Consider the following 19,085-nt stretch of genomic DNA (forward strand, 5'->3'; position numbering starts at 1 on the left):
ATGGCCAATAGAGATATTGTATCTACACTATATGAGCGGATGCGGCTGCCCGTGATCGTGGCGCCGATGTTCTTGATATCCGGTCCTGATTTGGTTATCTCGTCGGCAAAAGCGGGAATCATAGGCTGTTTCCCAGCCCCTAACGCTCGCACGATTGACGTGCTAGAAGAATGGTTGGATAAAATCGAGTCTGAGCTTAAAGATACCGCCTATGAGGGTATGTGGGCGATGAACATGATTGTCCACAAAAGCTATGACCGTTTTGAGGCCGAGTTGGCATTGGTTGAGCGCTACAAACCTAAGTTTGTGGTGACCGCGCTTGGTAGTCCAAAACGTGTGTTAGATAGGGTTCATGCGTTTGGTGGCAAGGTTTTTGCTGATGTTATCAATGCCGAACAAGCCAAAAAAGCCGTCGAAGCAGGTGTCGATGGTCTAATTTTGGTCTGCTCTGGCGCAGGCGGTCATACGGGTAAATATACGGCTTTTGCTTTTGTAGAAGAGGTTCGCCGTTTTTATGATGGTCCTATCATCGTTGGCGGCGCGATACAAAGTGCCAAATCAATCGCAGCCTTGCTCGCTTTGGGTGCTGACTTTGCGTATATGGGCACGCGCTTTATCAGCTGTCCTGAGAGTTTGGTAAACGATGAATATCGCAGCATGCTGGTTGATTCCACCATGTCAGATATTGTGACGTCAGATGTCGTCTCTGGTGTGATGGCCAATTGGCTCAAAGCCAGTTTAGAAAAATCAGGCTTTGATTTGAAGTCGTCTAAAGGCAGTACAGAAATTGATTTTTCTGATATTCACGGTGAAGGCAAAGCATGGAAAGACACTTGGGGCGCAGGTCACGGGGTGAGTGCAACCGAGTGTGTTGAGAGCGTCGCTGACGTGGTTGAGTCGTTAGCTGACGAGCTTAAATCTTTGAAACCCACGCTTAACGACAAACTTGCTGCATGGCCTAAAGCGTAAACATTAAACAGCCATTTGTAAGTCTTAAAAATGTAGCAGTAAGCATCCTAATAGGAAGAGGATTTGGTTTACTCGAAATAAAGTAGTTCCTATATTTGTCTTCAATGATATTTGAAATCTATTGAGTACAAATATCCAATTTAGTCTAACCATGGAGGGATGGGCAAAATGATTGAGTTTGCATCCAAAACTGACCCACAAATAAAGCTTGGTCGCCACGATGTGGTCACTGATGACGGTGCTCAAAACTATCTTGTGCTACGTAATAAAGAGCCGCTGAATCTCGATGAGCATACGATGCTCGACTGCATTGATTATTGGGCTAAGCGCTCTCCAAATACCGTTTGTATGCGTGAAAGAGCCGCAGATGGTTGGTCGGAGATATCTTATAAAGAGTTTGCCTCTAGAGTGAAGAGCATAGCGACGCATTTAGGCACGTTAGATATCTCAGCGGACAAACCGCTTATGATAATAGCGCCAAACTCTATCAATCATGCGTTGGTAGCATTTGCAGCGATGACCATCGGTGTGCCTATTACTCCTGTGTCTATTGCCTATGCCGTCTATGGCAACTCCTTCGAGCGCCTGTCTAGTATCATCGATACGGTCAAGCCTGGCGTGATTCATTTTAGTAACACTAATTTATTTAAAAAAGCTGCAACTTTCATCCTTGAGCATCATGACATACCGTGTATTGCATTTAATTCAGATATGGATGATATCCCTGCGATTCGAAGCTTGCCACAAGTGACAGAGGCAGAAGTTGAGACGAGAAGAGCAACGGTTACTCAAGACACTATTGCTAAAGTCATGATGACTTCAGGCTCTACGGGTAATCCAAAAGGCGTTATCAACACCCATCGAATGATGTATAGCAACCAATTTGCTCTTTATAAGATGTGGCCATTTTTGCAGGATATGACGCCAAGTTTAGTGAGCTGGCTACCATGGAGCCATACCTTTGGTGGCAACGTCTGCGTCAATATCGCCTTGTTTAATGGTGGCACCTTAACCATCGATGATGGCAAACCGGTTCCAGGACATATCGGCAGAACTATTGAAAACATCTGCATGATTGAGCCTAACATTCATTTCAACGTACCCGCTGGTATCGAAGCTCTATTGGCAGAGTTTGAAGAAAACCATCGCCAAGCGCGTAAGTTCTTTTCAGTCGTAAAGGTTATATTCATTGCCGCCGCGGCCTTACCTGAAAAAACAAGAAATAGATTGGCTGAGCTTTCGATTGAGCTGGTCGGAACCAGTCCAAAGCTGCTGGCTGGCTGGGGCTCTACAGAAACGGCTCCCTTTGCAACGTGCCTAAATTTTGAGTCTGATGTCGCTGTTAATATTGGTGTTCCTATGCCTGGCACCGAGATTAAGTTAACACCTGTGCAGGATAAAATGGCGCTTGCCGTACGCGGACCTAATGTGACACCAGGATATTGGCGCAATGAGAAGGCAACTGCTGAAGCCTTTGATGAAGACGGTTTTTATTCGATGGGTGATGCGGGTCGATTGATCAATCCAGAAAATCCGTCTGAAGGCTTAATATTTGATGGCAGAACGTCCGAGAACTTTAAACTGAGCTCTGGCACTTGGGTCAACGTCAATGCGATTAGAGTGGGAGTCGTAACGGCATTAAAGCCTTACTTTTTAGATGCAGTTATCACAGGACATAACCAGTCGGAAATTGGTTTACTTATCGTGCCAAATATTGAGCGTCTAACCAAACAGTATAAATTGAGCGAAGAACAACAAAATGCTGCTCATTTGCAACAGGTAGATGAGGTTGTTAGTCAGGTCATTGAGCTATTGCAAGAATATAACGACGTGTATTTCAGCAATAGCACTAGGATAGGTAGGGTTGCCATCATACCTGAGCAACCATCGATTGAAAAAAATGAAATAACTGATAAGGGTTATTTAAATCAACGAGCCTTATTAGAGAGTTGGTCAGAACTCATCGATAAGATGTATGCCGAAGAAAGAAAATCGAGTATTTACTTCCATTCTTTTCAAACCAAAATAGCTGAATTTTAATTACGGAGAAACACTAATGTCAATGAATATACGGTCGATGGTTGATCACGAAAATGGATTAATAGATAGACGTATTTTTTGGGATGAGTCTATCTATCAACAAGAGCTCAAGCAGATTTTTGCACGTTGTTGGCATTTTGTCGCCCACGAATCTCAGGTCAAATCCTTTGGTGATTTTATCACTACTTATATCGGCGAAGATGCGGTTATTGTTGCGAGAGCAAAAGATAAAAGCATCAACGTTATGCTCAATGCTTGTCCACATCGCGGTAATAAAGTTTGCTTTGCTGGTGAAGGTAAAATTCGCTCATTCGTTTGTAATTATCATGGTTGGGCGTTTGGGCTAGACGGCAAGCTCAATGGCATGCCAGCAAATGAGCTTTATGACAAAACCGAAGGATTTAATAAGGAAGATTGGGGTTTACATAGAGCTCGCGTAGAAACTTATAAAGGCTTAGTCTTTGCAACTTTTGACGAAGAGGCACCGTCTTTAGGAGAGTATTTGGGTAATTTCCGCTGGTATCTAGATGCTATCTTGGACGTAGATGATAAAGGAACAGAGTTTTTACCTGGGACGACACGTTCATTACTTAACTGTAATTGGAAGTATCCTGCCGATAACTTTGTCGGTGATATCTATCATGCTTTATGGACGCACCTTGGAGCGGCAGAGGCAACGCTGAAAGAGGCCGGCGGTATCATGGTAAGTAACGAAAACTCTTATCAAGCCAGCGTCAATGGTCATGGTTGGGAGTTTTCATTAGCCAATAACTTTGGTAATGCGGCAACCATGGGTGACAAAGATATCATCAAATATCTGCGTTCTCGTGAGCAAGAGATTAGCAAGCGCTTAGGGGTAGCTCGTGGAAAAATGCTAGGTTCGGTGGCATCAGGCCTTATCTTCCCTAACTTTGCCTTCTTACCGGGTTATCTAACCTTTAGAACCTTTTTACCTAAAGGACCGACAGAAACAGAATTACATAGCTGGACGTTGGTCCCGAGCGAAGCATCAGATGAGATAAAAGACAAATGGCGACTGGGTGCTATGCGTACTTTTTCGCCAAGTGGAATTTTGGAGATGGATGATGGGGAAAACTGGGAACATGCCACACTTGGGAACTCAGGATACGTCACTCGTAATCAAAAATTGTGCTATTCCATGAATCCAACGAAGGGCGAAGCAGTCCCTATTGACTTGCCTGGCACGGTAACCAAAGGTCAGTTAAATGATGCCAACCAACGTCTGTTTTTCAAGCGCTATACCGAGTTTATGGAAGCAGGTAGTTGGGCTGACATTCCACTAGCAGAATCAAAATACTAAAGAGGAGCTAAAAATGACCAGAGATCAGTTATTAGCACTTGAAGCTAAAGGTGAACATGTGGATATGCAAACCTTTTTTGATATTCAAAGGTTTGTCAATCACGAAATATATCTGCTGAATCACGAAATTCTTGATGAATGGGCAGAAAACTTGGAAGAGGATTTAATTTACTGGGCACCTATCCGCGAGAATATACTGCGTAGAAACCGTATACCAGAGATCACCACAGCTAGAGTGTCTTTGTTTGAAGAAGATAAAGATTCAATCATGATGCGCTTAAAACGTAATGATAGCGGTATGTGCTGGACAGAAGATCCGCCAACCCGTCAGGTAACGGCAATATCGAACCTAGAAGTCTTTCATACGGATAAAGCGGATGAGTTTGAAGTACATAGCGTATTTACTTTATACCGCAGTCGTTTTGAACGTGATGATTCTACCTTGATGGGTAGACGTAAAGATATATGGCGTAAAGTAGGTAATGAGTATCGCTTGGCTGGCCGACTGATTCTGCTGCAACAATCTACATTACTGACCAAAAATTTAAACGTATTTATGTAATCTAGAGGCAATATGATGCAAATGCTATTGAATAGACGAGTGATTATCACTGGAGCCGGCAGCGGTATTGGCAAGGCTATTGTAGAAAGATTCCTGCAAGAAGGCGCCAAGGTACTTGCAGTCGTACGTAAACCTGAACAAATAGAGGCTTTTTTGGCCAATGAAAACTTCTGTTATGTAGTAGGTGATGTTAATGATTACGCGACCAACCAAACAGCTGTAAATACAGCAATTGAGAAATGGGGCGGTCTAGATGCCATGGTAGCCAATGCTGGTGTGTGGGATTTTTTTAAAAAAATGCAAAAAATGTCGCCGCAAGAGTTAGAGGACGGTTTTGAGCAAATCATGTCAACCAACGTCAGAGCAGTATTAATGGCGGCTCATGCCAGCTATGCAGCCTTAGAAGAATCTTATGGCTGCTTTATTACCACAGGTTCTAACGCCTGTTTTCGTCCGGGCGGTGGCGGGCCTTTATATACCGCTTCTAAATACGCACTGCGCGGAGTCGTTGCCCAGTTAGCTTTAGATTTTGCGCCTAACGTGCGCGTCTGCGGGGTTGCGCCAGGTGCCACGGATACACCAATTGGCGGAACTGATGCATTAAATCAGACTGGCAAATCAATGAATAAAGATAGAGAACGTTTAGAGTCTATGGGCAAACATATCCCTCTAGGCCGTGTCTCCTCTCCTGAGGAGCATACTGACCTTTATGTCACGTTAGCAAGCGCGAAGGGTGCACGCTATGTAACAGGCACTATTTTAGTAAGCGATGGAGGATTATCTGCCGGCCAATAATATCTATAACAGTGTCTTCAAGATTTGAGATTACCCACTTATCACTTTAACTTTCATATTTATTTTGAACTCAAGGAAGAGTCTATGACAATCTCTGTGCCTAATGCTGTGCCGAAAAAACCTGCAGTAATGTATATGACATTATTCATGTGTTTTTGTATCGCAATTCTAGAAGGATTTGATATTCAATCCATTGGTGTGGTGGCATCATCTATTCAAGCAGAATTTAATTTGAGTAAAGGGCAGCTAGGTTGGATTTTTAGTGCTGCAACTTTGGGGATGTTTCCAGGAGCAATCGTTGCTGGACGTCTCTCAGATAAAATTGGTCGTAAAAAGATACTAATCTTTAGCGTGGCGCTATTCGGCATCATGTCGCTTATGACGGCATTTACCATTGACTTTAGTTCATTGGTAATAGTACGTTTTCTAACAGGTATCGGTATGGGCAGTGCGCTACCTTTGATGATTGCTATGTCATCAGAATCTGTACCTGAACGTTGGAGTGCGACTGCAGTTAGCGTGATGTATGCAGGCGTACCCTTTGGTGCTGCTATTACTGCATTACTTGCAGGAGGATTCAATGGTATTGGAGAGTGGAAAAATATTTTTTACTTAGGTGGACTGACACCTATTGCTATTGTGCCACTTCTCTTTATTTTCTTGAAAGAAACATATACTAAAAAAGAAGTTAGTCAAGATGCCGTTACAGAGAACACTGATTTTAAATTTATTTTATTCGGTGAAGGTCGTACAGCAACCACTATTCAAATTTGGCTAAGTTTCTTAGGTACCCTAATTGTTTTGTATTTTATCCTAAATTGGTTACCTGTTCTGATGCAGAACAATGGCTTGAGTCTAAAAAGCGCGAGCAACATCCAAGTCGCCTACCAAGTGGGTGGAGTTTGTGGTGTCCTGATTTTGGGTTGGTTATTATCTAATATCAAATTAAGATCCGTTGTCATTATGATTTATATCGGTATTTTGGTTGGACTTTCTGCCTTAACTTTCTCAAAATCCCTAACTGCACTTATATTAGCCTCAGGTCTTTCAGGATTTTTCATAACAGGTGGCCAGTCAGCTTTATATGCTTTAGCGGCTAGAGCTTATAGTAAGAAAATGCGCGGTACAGGAGTTGGTGTAGCCGTTGCTATGGGACGTGTTGGTTCATTCGTAGGGCCTTTATTAGCGGGTGTTATTTTCTCTTATAACTCGAACTCTTCATTTGTGATTGGAAGTAGTATCCCAGTAATCATCATTGCTGGTGTCGCTGCAATACTGCTAGCAAATAACATCGCTCGGCGTGAAAAATCAGATCAACTTGCGCTTTCAAAGGGTTAGATCCATGAGGGATATTCGGTGTTAATTAATTTTATAAAACGGACTTTATCGATAGAATCATAGGGAATAGAACAATCATGTATAGACTCAAAAATATATCTTTGGCCATAGCTGCTTGTATGCTATGTACACAGGCACAAGCGATAGAGCTGGTCAAAAGTGGCGTTACCACCTTCAGTGTTGGTGGTTATGTTAAAGCAGAAGGCATATTTGCCTCGCCAGATAAAGGGGATTCTAATTTCAAAGGCAATGCTCGTGAGTCTCGAATTAACTTCACCACTACGACGCTAGTAGATGATAAAAAAATAAAGGGTTTTATTGAAGGGGATTTCTACGGAGACTATGCATCAGGCGGTTCAAATTTGCGACTGCGTCACGCTTATATGCAGGTAGATAATGTGACTGTTGGTAAGACTTGGAGCGGGCAGTTTTTTGCAGTCGCCCCACGTTTGACTGAACAATTTGACTTTTGGGGTACCGGTTTTGGCACCATTGCTGGTAGCGGTATGTATGCTCGTCCAGACTTGACGTTACATTATGCTAAGAATGGGCTACGTCTGACTGCTCAAGACCCCGTGTATGAAGATACGGATCTCCCTGATATGGTTATAAGCTATAGCGATGATCTCTCCAATCTGGGCTATACGTTGGCAGTCACAGCTCGTGAGGCGGGAACGGACGTTGGTAGTGATTTGGATTCGGATCTGGGTTTAGGTGTTTCATTGGCAGGCAAGCTCAAGCTGGGCGAGGGTTCGCTACATGGCAGTGTCTATACAGGTAAGGGTATGGGAGTGTATTCTGGCGTGTGTACGACAGGTACACTAACGCCAGTTAGTGTGAATTGTGATGCAGAAGATGGTGAATTGGTTTCCCAAACTGGTTTTAGTGTGGGCTATCAACATAAGTTGACGCCAAAAATTCGTGGCAACATGCGTTATGGCGAAGTTAACGTCAATGATAGTTCAGATACCTCTATCGATATCAAGAGTATCAACCTTATCTACACCTATTTACCAAATCTTGATCTTGGGGTTGAATGGCGAGACCGCAGTGACACGACCCTTCCGTGGAGGCAAGCGGGTCAGGAAGTTGAGGTAATGGCGAAATATACATTCTGAATAATATCATTATATTCAGTTAGATTATGACAATATTAGAATTTAAAAGGGTTTGGGTTGTAAGATACTAAGACAGATGTGGGTTGAATTCTACCATCAAGCTGCGTAATCGAAATCTCCCAAGTTTCATTGTACGGATTTGACGGCAGGGGTCAACCTTTTGAGCAAAACAGGTATCAACTGCATAGGGGTGACGGGACTCTTGCCAAAGATACTTTAAGTGAAGGTGAAGTAACATTTATAACTTTTCTTTATTTTTATCATCTATGCAAAGGAGGACGAACTGAAAGTTCAATAAATACCGATCGAGTTATTGTAATTGATGATCCAATATCGAGCTTAGATAGTAATATCCTTTTTGTTGTTAGTAGCTTGGTTAAAGACGTAATAAAAAACGTAAAAAATGATGATAATCATCAATTTAAACAATTAATAATATTGACTCATAACATTTACTTCCATAAAGAAATATCCTTTGTTAACGGTCAAGCACAGTCGGAGAATACAGTTAATTTCTGGAAATTGAGAAAATTAGGGAATAAGACAAGTATTACTAATTATCAAAATAAGAATCCGATATACAGCTCTTATGAAATGTTATGGCGAGAGTTACAAGAAAATATGGGTTCTCCAATAGCTATTCAGAACTCTATGCGACGAATAATTGAGAATTATTTCAAAATTCTTGGAAGTATGAGAGATGAGGATATTCTAAGTAAGTTTACATGTTCGAATGAGCAATTAATTTGTAAATCCCTTATATGTTGGGTCAATGACGGATCTCATTGTATTCCAGATGATCTATTTATTGATGGGCAATTTGCATCTATAGACGAATATAATAGAATTTTGAGGCTGTGTTCGAAAAGACAGGTCATATTTCACACTATAATATGATGATGAGAAATACGAACAATAATATAAGTCAAATAGCTGTCTAAGAAATCTCACAGCCCTTATTGTAAATGAAAATAACGATACAAAGGCTCACTGCATGTACATTACCAAGTACACCACGACTACCTAAATAACTTAAACTATTGATATTGTTGGTACACAGCCAAGTGTTCAAGTCCTCACTAGGGAACCATGCTTATTTCTATAACATCATAAAGGTGAAATAACATGAAAGCATTTAATATGAATAAACCAGAAATAGTGCAAGCTGCGATTGAATTTAAAAAGGCGCTTATAAATTGGAAATCAAGAGAAAAGATAGTAAGAGTAGCTTCTATTCATCGCCCTGATTGGGCTGAAAAGGATATATTACGTTGCATAGAGGTAGAGACACGAAGGATTAAACCTGTCATAGAAGCATTTGAGCCTATATATCGTTTAGCTGTACAAGGTAAAATAGAGAAGCCTTTCGCATTGCAAAGTTATATGATGAGCTACACTGGTCGAGTATTGGGGGATGAGTTGTCATGGCCTGAAGTTCGTGCACCGTATCAGAGAATGATTAATAGTTTAAAAGGTGGCTTAACTTCAGAAGATTTTATGGAGTCGCCTTACATTATCAATCGAAAACTACCAGAGCATTACGACCAAGCAGTTAAGGAAATTGTAGCAGAGGGTTGGACTCATAATGCTCTACTATAGCTACTGAGAATATTTTTCAATAAAAACCGCGAGTCAATCCTACCTTAATCTAAAGATTAAGCTGACCTTTCACATTAATAACTTTTATCTTATTCCCATAACGGTGATTATGGTAAATGGTTTGAGGGCAAGAAAAAACGCTGTGTCGATTGCGCTAAGGTATGAGCAGTTTACCGATAAAATGTCTCAAAAATACAGCAAATTTACGAGCTGTGGTATAATTTCGTATTACAAAAAGCGCCTATAAAACCAGTATATTGCTGCCATAGTGCTATAGCCCATTTATCTTTTATCCATTAAGACTTTTTTATGTCCAAAATTTCGTTTGATGCTCAGTCTATTACCAACAGCCTACGCGCTGCCAAACACCAACCGCGTAAGCGCTTTGGTCAAAACTTCTTACATGATCGCAGTGTCATCCGTGAGATTGTTGAGAGCATTCGCTTAGAGCGCGATGACAATTTGATTGAGATTGGGCCAGGGATGGGCGCACTGACTGAGCCATTATTGGCAGAAGTAGATGCGATGACTGTGGTCGAGCTGGATCGCGATTTGGCAGACAGTCTGCGTATTCGTATCGGTGCCAACAGCCATCCAAACTTTACGATCATCAAAGACAATGCCATGCATGTCGACTATCGCGAGCTGTATAGCGATGAGCGGGGCAAGCTCCGTGTGGTTGGTAATCTGCCGTATAATATTTCTACGCCTATCTTATTTCACTTGCTCAGTTATGCCGATGTGATTCAAGACATGCACTTTATGCTGCAAAAAGAAGTGGTTGAGCGTATCACAGCTGACGTTGGTAGCAAAACTTATGGTCGCCTATCTGTCATTATGCAGTATCACTGCCATACCGATTATCTACTGACCGTACCACGTGGTGCTTTTAATCCGCCACCAAAAGTAACCAGTGCGGTTTTTCGTTTGACGCCGCATATCATTAAGCCAGTCGTCGCAGAGGACGAAGAGTATTTCGCGCTAGTGGTACGTGAAACCTTTAACCATCGTCGTAAGACGCTACGTGCTATCTTTAAAAAATCAACGTTGCTACCGACATTGAGCGAAGAAGATTTTGCAGCGTGTAGCATCGACCCACAAGCACGTCCTGAAGTCTTAAGTGTGAAGGATTTTGTGAATTTGAGTAATCAAGCGCGTAAAGTAGAGGTTTAAATCGAGTTACTGCTGATTGGTCGTCAAAGACATTTGTATGGAAATGACGACATAAAACTTTCACATAAAACTATCACGTAAAAACACTGAGGATCTATGAGATTTCGCCATCAGTATGTCATCGGTGACCTGCAAGGTTGCTATGCGGCGTACCTTCATTTACTTGAAATATTGGATTTTGATCCTGCACAAGACAAGCTATGGTTTGCAGGGGACTTGGTGGCACGTGGTGAAGACTCGTTAAATACCTTGCGTCATGTCAAAGCACTTTGCGAGCAAGGGGCAGCCGCGACAGTACTCGGCAATCATGATATCAATTTGATCGCTGTCTGGCGCGGTGCGGCAAAGATTAAAAAAAAGGATCAGACAGCGCCTATTTTTGCTGCCGATGATTGCGATGAACTGCTTGAATGGTTACGTCATCAGCCAGTATTGGCTTTTCCTGATGAGCAGACGGTCTTGGTTCATGCTGGCATTCCACCGCATTGGACGGTTGAGGCGGCCGCAAATTACGCGCAGCAGTTAGAGTCACAATTGCAAAGTAGTTTAAAACAGCTGGATCGTTTATTGCCGAATTTATATAGTAAGACTGCTGATGACTGGCATCCAGATATTAGCGGCTTTACCAAAATGCGTGCAATTGCCAATTATTTCACTCGTATGCGGCTGTGCAAACAAGACGGCACGTTAGAATTTAGCTTTGCAGCAGGGTTAGAAGCGTCTATGCCAGAGGGGTTTTTGCCTTGGTTTGAATGGCAAGTACCGCGGACTCGCAAGGTATTATTTGGGCATTGGGCAGCGCTGAAAGGTGAGGTAGACTTACCGTATGCGCGTGCACTTGACGGTGGCTGCGTTTGGGGTAATGACCTATTGGCTTATCGCTTGAATGATGGAAAAATTATCAGGTCAAGTGCGCACTGCTTACAGCCAGAAACATAATATTAGGGTATGGGCTCATTTCTATCTCCGTTTTTAAGATGAGGGCAGCACGCCGCAACTATTTGGCTTATCCAAACGATTTATTGAACCACCAAAACCTTCCCATTAGCTGGGTAGGTTTGGTGGTTTTTTGGGTTTAGGTAGTGAGGTTTTAGCATCGCCCGTGGCCTTGTTTTCAGGGTTGCTGTTATCGCTTTCAGGATGGGCAGTCGTCTCATTACCCTCAGTAAAGGCGTTATGCGCTTTATCATATTGAATATCACTACTATAAGGAACGCTATTGAGCTCCTCATCTATCAGCCCATCATCGAGTTCAATGGTTTTTTTGGTACTGATATGATTGGTGGTGCTGTGTGTTTCCCGACTTTTTAGCGCAGCGTCAGTGTCAGCATTTGAGATGTTGTTATCGTAATCTATATCTGTGATAGCCTGCTCATTTTGCATGCTTTTTTGCTTGGATTTAGGTAGGATTTTTACATCAGACAAACGGCGCACGACATAATTATTGGGAATAGTTTGTCCCCCTTTATGAGCGCTGGTATCATCAAAAATCATATGTCCTTGGCTGTCGATACGAGCATACTTCATTGGCTTATCACGTGGCCAGAAAAAGTCTGAAGGATGGGTAAGCATATGGCTGAAAAGCTGCTTGGTTAAACGACTCCACTCCATGAATTTGACTTCTTTAGAGCGCAGTGCCACAAATAAGGCGAGCGAAAAGCTGACCATGAGGTTCACCATGCCGATAAGGGCAACGCCTAAAATAGAAATAAACACAATCTGCCAATCCCACTGGTTGGCAGATATATTAAACAGTCCATGCGCCAAATTCGCCGAGGCAAACGCAATGTGGCGAATATCAATCGGTAGGCCAAATAAATAGCCAATTGTTGCAGTACTACCTAAGAACACCCCGAACAAGAAATTGCCCATAATGGCGCCAAGGTTGGCTTCTATAAAACCGCCTAAACGCTGTAACCAACTTTTTGGTAGTAGGTATTGAAGTAGTTTGTGGCGCTGAATACGGGCACCGATTTGGTTATAGACCGCCAAGTTATCGTAGTAACCAGCAATAAGACCCGATAAAAATAAATACACACCAGCGATTGCCGCATGGGGTAGTGCCAGTGAATGAAAGGGGTCAAGATCATGCAGTAAGTGTGCAGCCTTATCGGTATTGATCATCGGCGCGCCAGTATATTGTAACCACGCAAAAGAGATAATCAGAGCGACTGGTATCGCTAGCATAATATTACCCATAATCGCCACAAACTGAGTACGTAAAATATCGACCACCAATTCTGATAGTTTATTTAACTGGTGTGACTTTTTACCAGAACCGTCCGAGATAGTAGAGGCAATAGCCGCCGCCGTCATAGCAGGCTGTTTGGTAGCAACCGTACCATGAACGATATGGATAAAAACAAAACCCAATCCATAAATCATACTATTTACAAAGGCGCGTCCCATCGGTGCAAGGGCTAGGTTATAGGCTAATATCTTAAGCGTTGCCATAAAAGCAATAATAAAACCACCAATAGAGGCTTTCTTGAACATTTTTTGGTAGCCCGATTTATCGGTACTAATATAATGTTCACCCACACGGCTGGCATTTTCAGTGACTTTGCGCGACAGCAGCTTGGTATTATTATCAATTAAGTATCCAATACTATAACGGCGGCTCGCAGTGGTAATCAGTGCTTGAATCAACTCAATGAGCGCCTGATCACGCTTATCATAATTATCTGCTACCAGTTCAGTTAGGATGCGCATACGCTGCAAACTTTGGTCTAAACGCAGCATCATATTGGTCAGGCGAATAGAGATTCCCGTTTTATAAATGCGCTTGCGTATGGTGGCAACGATATCTTCGCATTGTTCAATCATGACCAGTAACGGCGCAGGATCTACCGCTTTTTCGGGCGTGATATCCGTTAAAGTATCAAGCTCATGCGCTTCTCGGTACTGATTGACGTATAAGACCGCCTCTTGATTTTGTGCCACAAATGACGCTGAATAATTCAGCATTTGCGGATAAAATTCCATCAAATCTGGATGCAAGCCAATACCGCTGATACGGTATGACAAAATGATAATCGCATTCAAAATACTGTTTTTTGCTGTCGCAACTAAGTTTAAATGCTGCTCATCGACTTTGAGTAGCTCAACCAGTTCATCCCATTTGTCTTTTTTAATATTGGCAAGCCAGCGCTCGTCAGAGCGTTTATCAAATAAATAACCGACCAATTCTACGACAGAATCTTCTTGTGGCAGTAGCGGTAAAAAACGGTGTCCGATAAGGCGACGTAGACTATTAAAAAAGCCCTGATCCGACATGATGCCGGTATCGGTATATAAAGCAATTTGGCGATATTCAATAATCAGTTTTAAGACGAAACTTGACAGTCCATCTGCATATTCTGGATGTTGACGTAAAATATCAATCAGCTCTTGAATGTTTTGATTGGCTAACGTGGGCTCTTTATCACTCACTCGTAGCTCATCGATTAAGCGCTTGAGTACCGCAGGATCTGGCACATCACTTAAGGCTGTAATCTGTTGTAAAATGTGTTTTATTTCTGACACATTGCATCCCTTGTGGTGGTTATTTCAGTCATTGTTATTATTGAGTATGAGCAAAGATATAAGTGTTTTGAATGGCTATATTGGCTATCAATGTCGCGATATCTAGCACTATTGATGATTAGGTTTCTAATTTACAGCTCACTAATTTGGAAGTTATTGGTTCAGAGCTTATTGGTTTAGGCGTTAAAGATATTTGTACCAATCTTAATGTTGTGACTTTGCGTTATTTTAATCGTAACAATGCCTGAGCGGTTAATTATTTTGTTAGCAGTTATTTTGTGGCGCTCATTATATCGATTGTGGAAACCATCGCTGTGATGATATTTTTGGCAAAAAAAGGGACAGTAGCGTGACTGTCCCCTTATCGTAGTGCGGTATTGCCTACTTTATTATAAAAGTAAGAAATTAGCTAGCAGGTACATCAAAGTAACTAAGATCAAAGTTCATCATTGGATCACTACCAGCTTTAACCATTTGTGCATGAGCATCAATGCGTGGCAAAATACGCCCGACGAAATAATCGGCAAGCTTGGCTTTATTGGTATAAAACTCACCTTCTTTACCGTTAGCGGCTTCTACCATCAACGCAAACATATACGAATAGGCGAGGTAACCAAAGGCATGCATGTAGTCAACGGCACAGCCATTGACTTCGTTTTTACGCTCGCCAATGTTGCTAAGCACAGTGTTAGTCAATGCTTCAATCGTGTCAGCTGCATCTAGCGTTGCTTGCTTGATGCCATGATCCGCTTGCATGTTATTGACAAAATCACGAATTTCACCTAAGAAATGAGTGACGTATTTGCCGTTATTTTTCGCCACTTTACGACCCAGTAAGTCAAGTGCTTGAATACCGTTGGTGCCTTCATAAATCTGCGCAATACGGGTATCACGAACGATTTGCTCCATACCCCATTCGCGGATATAGCCGTGACCGCCAAATACTTGCTGGCAATCAATAGTTGCTTCTAGCGCTTTGTCGGTCAAGAACGCTTTAGCAACTGGCGTCAATAGAGCAACGCGAGCAGCGGCGGCTTGAGCAGCTTCTGGATCGGTACTAAACTTCTCTTCGTCAAGATTTTTAGCCACATACATGGCAAAGCAACGTGAGGCTTCAGTATTGGCTTTGGCATTTAATAGCATACGGCGTACATCGGCATGATGAATGATGGCATCCGCTGGCTTTTCTGGGCTTTGTAGTTGGGTATCGCTACGACCTTGACCACGATCATTGGCGTATAGCGCTGCGTTTTGGTAAGCAAGCTCAGAACCACCAAGGCCTTGCAGACCCATGGTGACACGCTCATAGTTCATCATAATGAACATTGATGACAGACCCGTGTTTTCGGCACCAACCATCCAACCTTTAGCGCTGTCAAAGTTCATGACACAAGTGGCTGAGGCTTTGATGCCCATTTTGTGCTCGATAGAGCCGACTGCTAAAGTGTTACGCTCGCCTAAGCTGCCATCTGCATTGACCAAAAATTTTGGTACGACAAATAGCGAAATACCTTTTGAGCCTTCTGGCGCGTTAGGGGTTTTTGCCAATACCAAATGAATGATGTTTTCGGTTAAGTCATGCTCGCCGCCAGTGATAAAGATTTTGGTACCAGAGATATCATAGCTACCGTCATCATTAGGGATAGCTTTGGTTTTGATGATACCCAAGTCGGTACCAGCATGTGGCTCTGTCAAGCACATGGTGCCAGCCCATTCGCCGTTGTACATTTTTTCTAAGTAAGTTTGCTTTTGCTCTTCAGAGGCAGCCGCGTTTAGGCACAGTGTTGCACCAACGGTCAGGTTAGGGTAGAGAGCGAATGATTGGTTGGCGGTAAAAACCATTTCTTCAGTCAACATGGTCACCATTTTTGGGAAACCTTGACCACCGTATTCAGAATTACCGCTTAAGCCAACCCAGCCTGATTCAGCATACTGCTTATACGCTTCTTTAAATCCAGTAGGAGTCGTGACGACGCCATTACCTTCAAAGGTTGCGCCTTCTTCATCGCCGCTGCGGTTGATTGGCAAGAGAATGTTTTTTGACAGTTTTGCCATTTCTTCCAAAATCATATCGACTGTTTCCATATCGACATGAGCTAAGTTTTCGTTGTTTTGCCAAAATTTAGGCGCGTTAAATACATCATTTAAGATAAAGCGCATGTCATTCAGAGGGGCATTATAAACAGCCATAAACATTCCTTTGGTTCAAATAAATAATAGTAAAGTTGTTAAAGATATCAATTGTTCTTTTGGTCTAACCTTAGCGGTTAATAATCAAAGTTTAGCAAATAAGCTTGCGCACGGGTGTGTTTCTTCGTGAATTGTGCGTACACCAAAAGTATTGATAAAGGATAGCCTTTATAAAAATAAAGATAGATTTTTACAAAAGGTTAGGTTTTTTGACAGTGTTGACTCTACTCGTTATTAATTTTAATAGCGCTAAGAAAATCGGCAACACACCTGAGTATGTTGCCGATAAAAATACAGTATTAGCAGTATTTAACGTCTAATTAAAAAGCGAACTGATCAACGTCCATGCTCATGTATGGTTCAACACCAGTGCTGATACGCTGTACGTGAGTGGTGGTACGTGGCAATAGCTTAGCAAAGTAGAACTGCGCGGTTTTTACTTTCGCGTCGTAGAAGGCTTGTTCGCTAGTACCGTTAGCAAGTTCAGTTTGTGCTACTAATGCCATGCGTGCCCATAAGTAGGCTAGCGTTACATAACCGCTGAAATACATATAATCAACCGCAGCGCCACCAACCGCATCTGGGTTTTCAGTGGCTTGCATGCCGATGCGTGCAGTCAAATCACCCCATTCTTTAAGGTGTTTGGCAAGTGGGCGAATAAACTGACCCATCTTATCATTTTCTTTGTTTTCTTCACAGAATGTCTGGATGATTTTGACGAAGTTTGCAAGCAGTTTGCCTTGTGAGCCCAATACTTTACGACCTAGTAGATCGAGTGCTTGGATTTCAGTGGTACCTTCGTATAAGCAAGCAATGCGCGTATCACGAACGTTTTGCTCCATGCCCCATTCGCTGATAAAGCCATGACCACCATAAACCTGTACGCCATGGTTAGCCGCTTCTAGACCAGTTTCAGTCAAGAATGCTTTAGCGATCGGTGTCAATAGTGACAACATTTGATCAGCAAATTTAAGCGCATCGCCTTCGCCTTTTGCGACGGTATCGGCAAAATGTGAGAGGTAATAGACTAAAGCACGACCACCTTCAGCAAAGGCTTTTTCAGTCAACAGCATGTTACGAACCGCTGGATGAACGATGATAGGGTCAGCGACTTTTTCTGGCGCTTTAACACCAGATAATGAACGCATTGCTAGACGATCTTTGGCATAAGTCAATGAGCCTTGGAACGCATATTCTGCTGCTGTTAAACCTTGCACTGCGGTACCAATACGCGCCACGTTCATAAAGGTAAACATGCACTGTAGACCACGGTTTTCTGGGCCAATTAGATAACCCGTTGCGCCATCAAAGTTCATCACGCAAGTGGCTGAGGCTTTGATACCCATTTTGTGTTCGATAGAGCCACAAACGACGTTATTGTTTTCACCTAGGCTACCATCTTCGTTGACCGTTACTTTAGGAACGATAAACAGTGAGATGCCTTTTGTACCAGCAGGCGCGCCTGGTAGACGAGCCAATACAATGTGAATGATGTTGTCCGTTAAATCATGCTCACCCGCTGAAATGAAGATTTTTTGACCAGTGATGCTATAGCTGCCATCTTCTTTAGGCTCGGCTTTGGTGCGGATAATACCCAGATCAGAACCCGCATGTGCTTCAGTCAAGCACATGGTGCCTGACCATTCGCCGCTGACCATTTTTTCTAGGTAGGTTTGTTTTTGCTCGTCCGTACCGTGATGCTCGATGGTTTGAATGGCACCATGAGATAAACCAGGGTACATAGAGAATGACCAGTTCGCTGTACCAACCATTTCATTAATGACGGTTGATAATGAGAACGGCATGTTTTGACCACCGAAGTCTTCTTCAGCAGACAACGCTGGGAAACCAAGCTCACAATACGCTTTGTATGCTTCTTTAAAGCCTTTTGGCGTGGTGACTTGACCATTGTTAAACTGGCAGCCTTCAGCGTCACCACTTTGATTCAATGGTGATAGCTCATTTTCAGCAAAGCTTGCCGCCATTTCAAACAGGCTGTCCATTAGCTCGCGATCCGCTTCTTGGAATGCTGGCAGGGTTTTATAATGGCTTTCGCTGTCGAGTAACTCATGCATCACGAATTGAATGTCACGTAAGGGCGCTTTGTATTGCATAACTTCCTGTCCTTTTGAGAATATAACCAATCATCATCCAGGGTAGGCACATGACTGCACTGTTATTTAGTGCACAAGTCCAGCCCATATTAATCTAACGAGCCCAAATAAATGCTAGGCAATAATGCAGATTGACGATGTTGTCGGCTATATAAAATAGTATTGAAAAGAATGGCGATGGTTAGAGTAAGCTTGAAACTTAATAAGCTCTAACAAATTCACTATAAAAGATAGGCTTTCAGAGGGGATTATACAAGTTTGGTGACAGCACTGATAAGTCATGAACCTATCTTGCATCGGTTATACAATCGACGTTAGGCGTTAAGAGGAAACGCGAATAA

The 19,085-nt window shown here is 42.5% G+C and carries 14 protein-coding genes; 11 read left to right on the plus strand and 3 right to left on the minus strand.

Annotated elements, in window-relative coordinates; translation table 11 throughout:
• The 11 genes from AK822_RS06725 to AK822_RS06775 all read left to right on the plus strand — a co-directional run bounded on the left by AK822_RS06725 (position 1) and on the right by AK822_RS06775 (position 11,854).
• A complete protein-coding gene (locus AK822_RS06725) occupies positions 1 to 969 on the plus strand; it encodes an NAD(P)H-dependent flavin oxidoreductase (RefSeq protein WP_060491034.1) in 969 nt (322 codons plus the stop codon).
• A gap of 168 nt (positions 970 to 1,137) precedes the next feature.
• Positions 1,138 to 3,009 carry an AMP-binding protein gene (locus AK822_RS06730; protein WP_060491035.1) on the plus strand — a complete coding sequence of 624 codons (1,872 nt, stop codon included), beginning with the start codon at positions 1,138 to 1,140 and terminating at the stop codon, positions 3,007 to 3,009.
• A 16-nt stretch (positions 3,010 to 3,025) separates the two neighbouring features.
• Positions 3,026 to 4,330 carry an aromatic ring-hydroxylating oxygenase subunit alpha gene (locus AK822_RS06735; RefSeq protein WP_060491036.1) on the plus strand — a complete coding sequence of 435 codons (1,305 nt, stop codon included), beginning with the start codon at positions 3,026 to 3,028 and terminating at the stop codon, positions 4,328 to 4,330.
• A 13-nt stretch (positions 4,331 to 4,343) separates the two neighbouring features.
• Positions 4,344 to 4,892, plus strand: a complete 549-nt coding sequence (locus AK822_RS06740) for a 3-phenylpropionate/cinnamic acid dioxygenase subunit beta (RefSeq protein WP_060491037.1) — start codon at positions 4,344 to 4,346, stop codon at positions 4,890 to 4,892.
• Between the two features lie 15 nt (positions 4,893 to 4,907).
• Positions 4,908 to 5,687, plus strand: coding sequence for an SDR family NAD(P)-dependent oxidoreductase (locus AK822_RS06745; RefSeq protein WP_060491038.1), 780 nt, complete (start codon positions 4,908 to 4,910; stop codon positions 5,685 to 5,687).
• An 84-nt stretch (positions 5,688 to 5,771) separates the two neighbouring features.
• Positions 5,772 to 7,025 carry a 3-(3-hydroxy-phenyl)propionate transporter MhpT gene (mhpT, locus tag AK822_RS06750; RefSeq protein WP_060491039.1) on the plus strand — a complete coding sequence of 418 codons (1,254 nt, stop codon included), beginning with the start codon at positions 5,772 to 5,774 and terminating at the stop codon, positions 7,023 to 7,025.
• Between the two features lie 119 nt (positions 7,026 to 7,144).
• Positions 7,145 to 8,143, plus strand: a complete 999-nt coding sequence (locus AK822_RS06755) for a hypothetical protein (RefSeq protein ID WP_228139075.1) — start codon at positions 7,145 to 7,147, stop codon at positions 8,141 to 8,143.
• Between the two features lie 129 nt (positions 8,144 to 8,272).
• Positions 8,273 to 9,040, plus strand: coding sequence for an AAA family ATPase (locus AK822_RS15260; protein ID WP_060491041.1), 768 nt, complete (start codon positions 8,273 to 8,275; stop codon positions 9,038 to 9,040).
• Between the two features lie 228 nt (positions 9,041 to 9,268).
• Positions 9,269 to 9,742 (plus strand): hypothetical protein, encoded by a 474-nt coding sequence (locus AK822_RS06765; protein ID WP_060491042.1) that lies wholly within the window; start codon positions 9,269 to 9,271, stop codon positions 9,740 to 9,742.
• A 309-nt stretch (positions 9,743 to 10,051) separates the two neighbouring features.
• Entirely contained in the window at positions 10,052 to 10,915 is an 864-nt protein-coding gene (gene rsmA / locus AK822_RS06770; protein ID WP_060491043.1) for a 16S rRNA (adenine(1518)-N(6)/adenine(1519)-N(6))-dimethyltransferase RsmA, read from the plus strand.
• Positions 10,916 to 11,011: 96 nt separating this feature from the next.
• The gene (locus tag AK822_RS06775; RefSeq protein ID WP_060491044.1) at positions 11,012 to 11,854 is read left to right on the plus strand and encodes a symmetrical bis(5'-nucleosyl)-tetraphosphatase; all 843 of its coding nucleotides are present in this window, start codon (positions 11,012 to 11,014) and stop codon (positions 11,852 to 11,854) included.
• Between the two features lie 105 nt (positions 11,855 to 11,959).
• On the opposite strand, the gene AK822_RS06780 is transcribed toward AK822_RS06775, so the two are convergent.
• The 3 genes from AK822_RS06780 to AK822_RS06790 all read right to left on the minus strand — a co-directional run bounded on the left by AK822_RS06780 (position 11,960) and on the right by AK822_RS06790 (position 18,744).
• Complete coding sequence (locus AK822_RS06780) at positions 11,960 to 14,440, minus strand: site-specific recombinase (protein WP_060491045.1); 2,481 nt, start codon at positions 14,438 to 14,440, stop codon at positions 11,960 to 11,962.
• A gap of 405 nt (positions 14,441 to 14,845) precedes the next feature.
• Positions 14,846 to 16,630 carry an acyl-CoA dehydrogenase C-terminal domain-containing protein gene (locus AK822_RS06785; RefSeq protein ID WP_060491046.1) on the minus strand — a complete coding sequence of 595 codons (1,785 nt, stop codon included), beginning with the start codon at positions 16,628 to 16,630 and terminating at the stop codon, positions 14,846 to 14,848.
• Between the two features lie 320 nt (positions 16,631 to 16,950).
• A complete protein-coding gene (locus AK822_RS06790) occupies positions 16,951 to 18,744 on the minus strand; it encodes an acyl-CoA dehydrogenase C-terminal domain-containing protein (RefSeq protein WP_060491047.1) in 1,794 nt (597 codons plus the stop codon).
• Between the last annotated feature and the right edge of the window lie 341 nt (positions 18,745 to 19,085).

This window comes from Psychrobacter sp. P11F6 (assembly GCF_001435295.1).
GTDB lineage: Bacteria > Pseudomonadota > Gammaproteobacteria > Pseudomonadales > Moraxellaceae > Psychrobacter.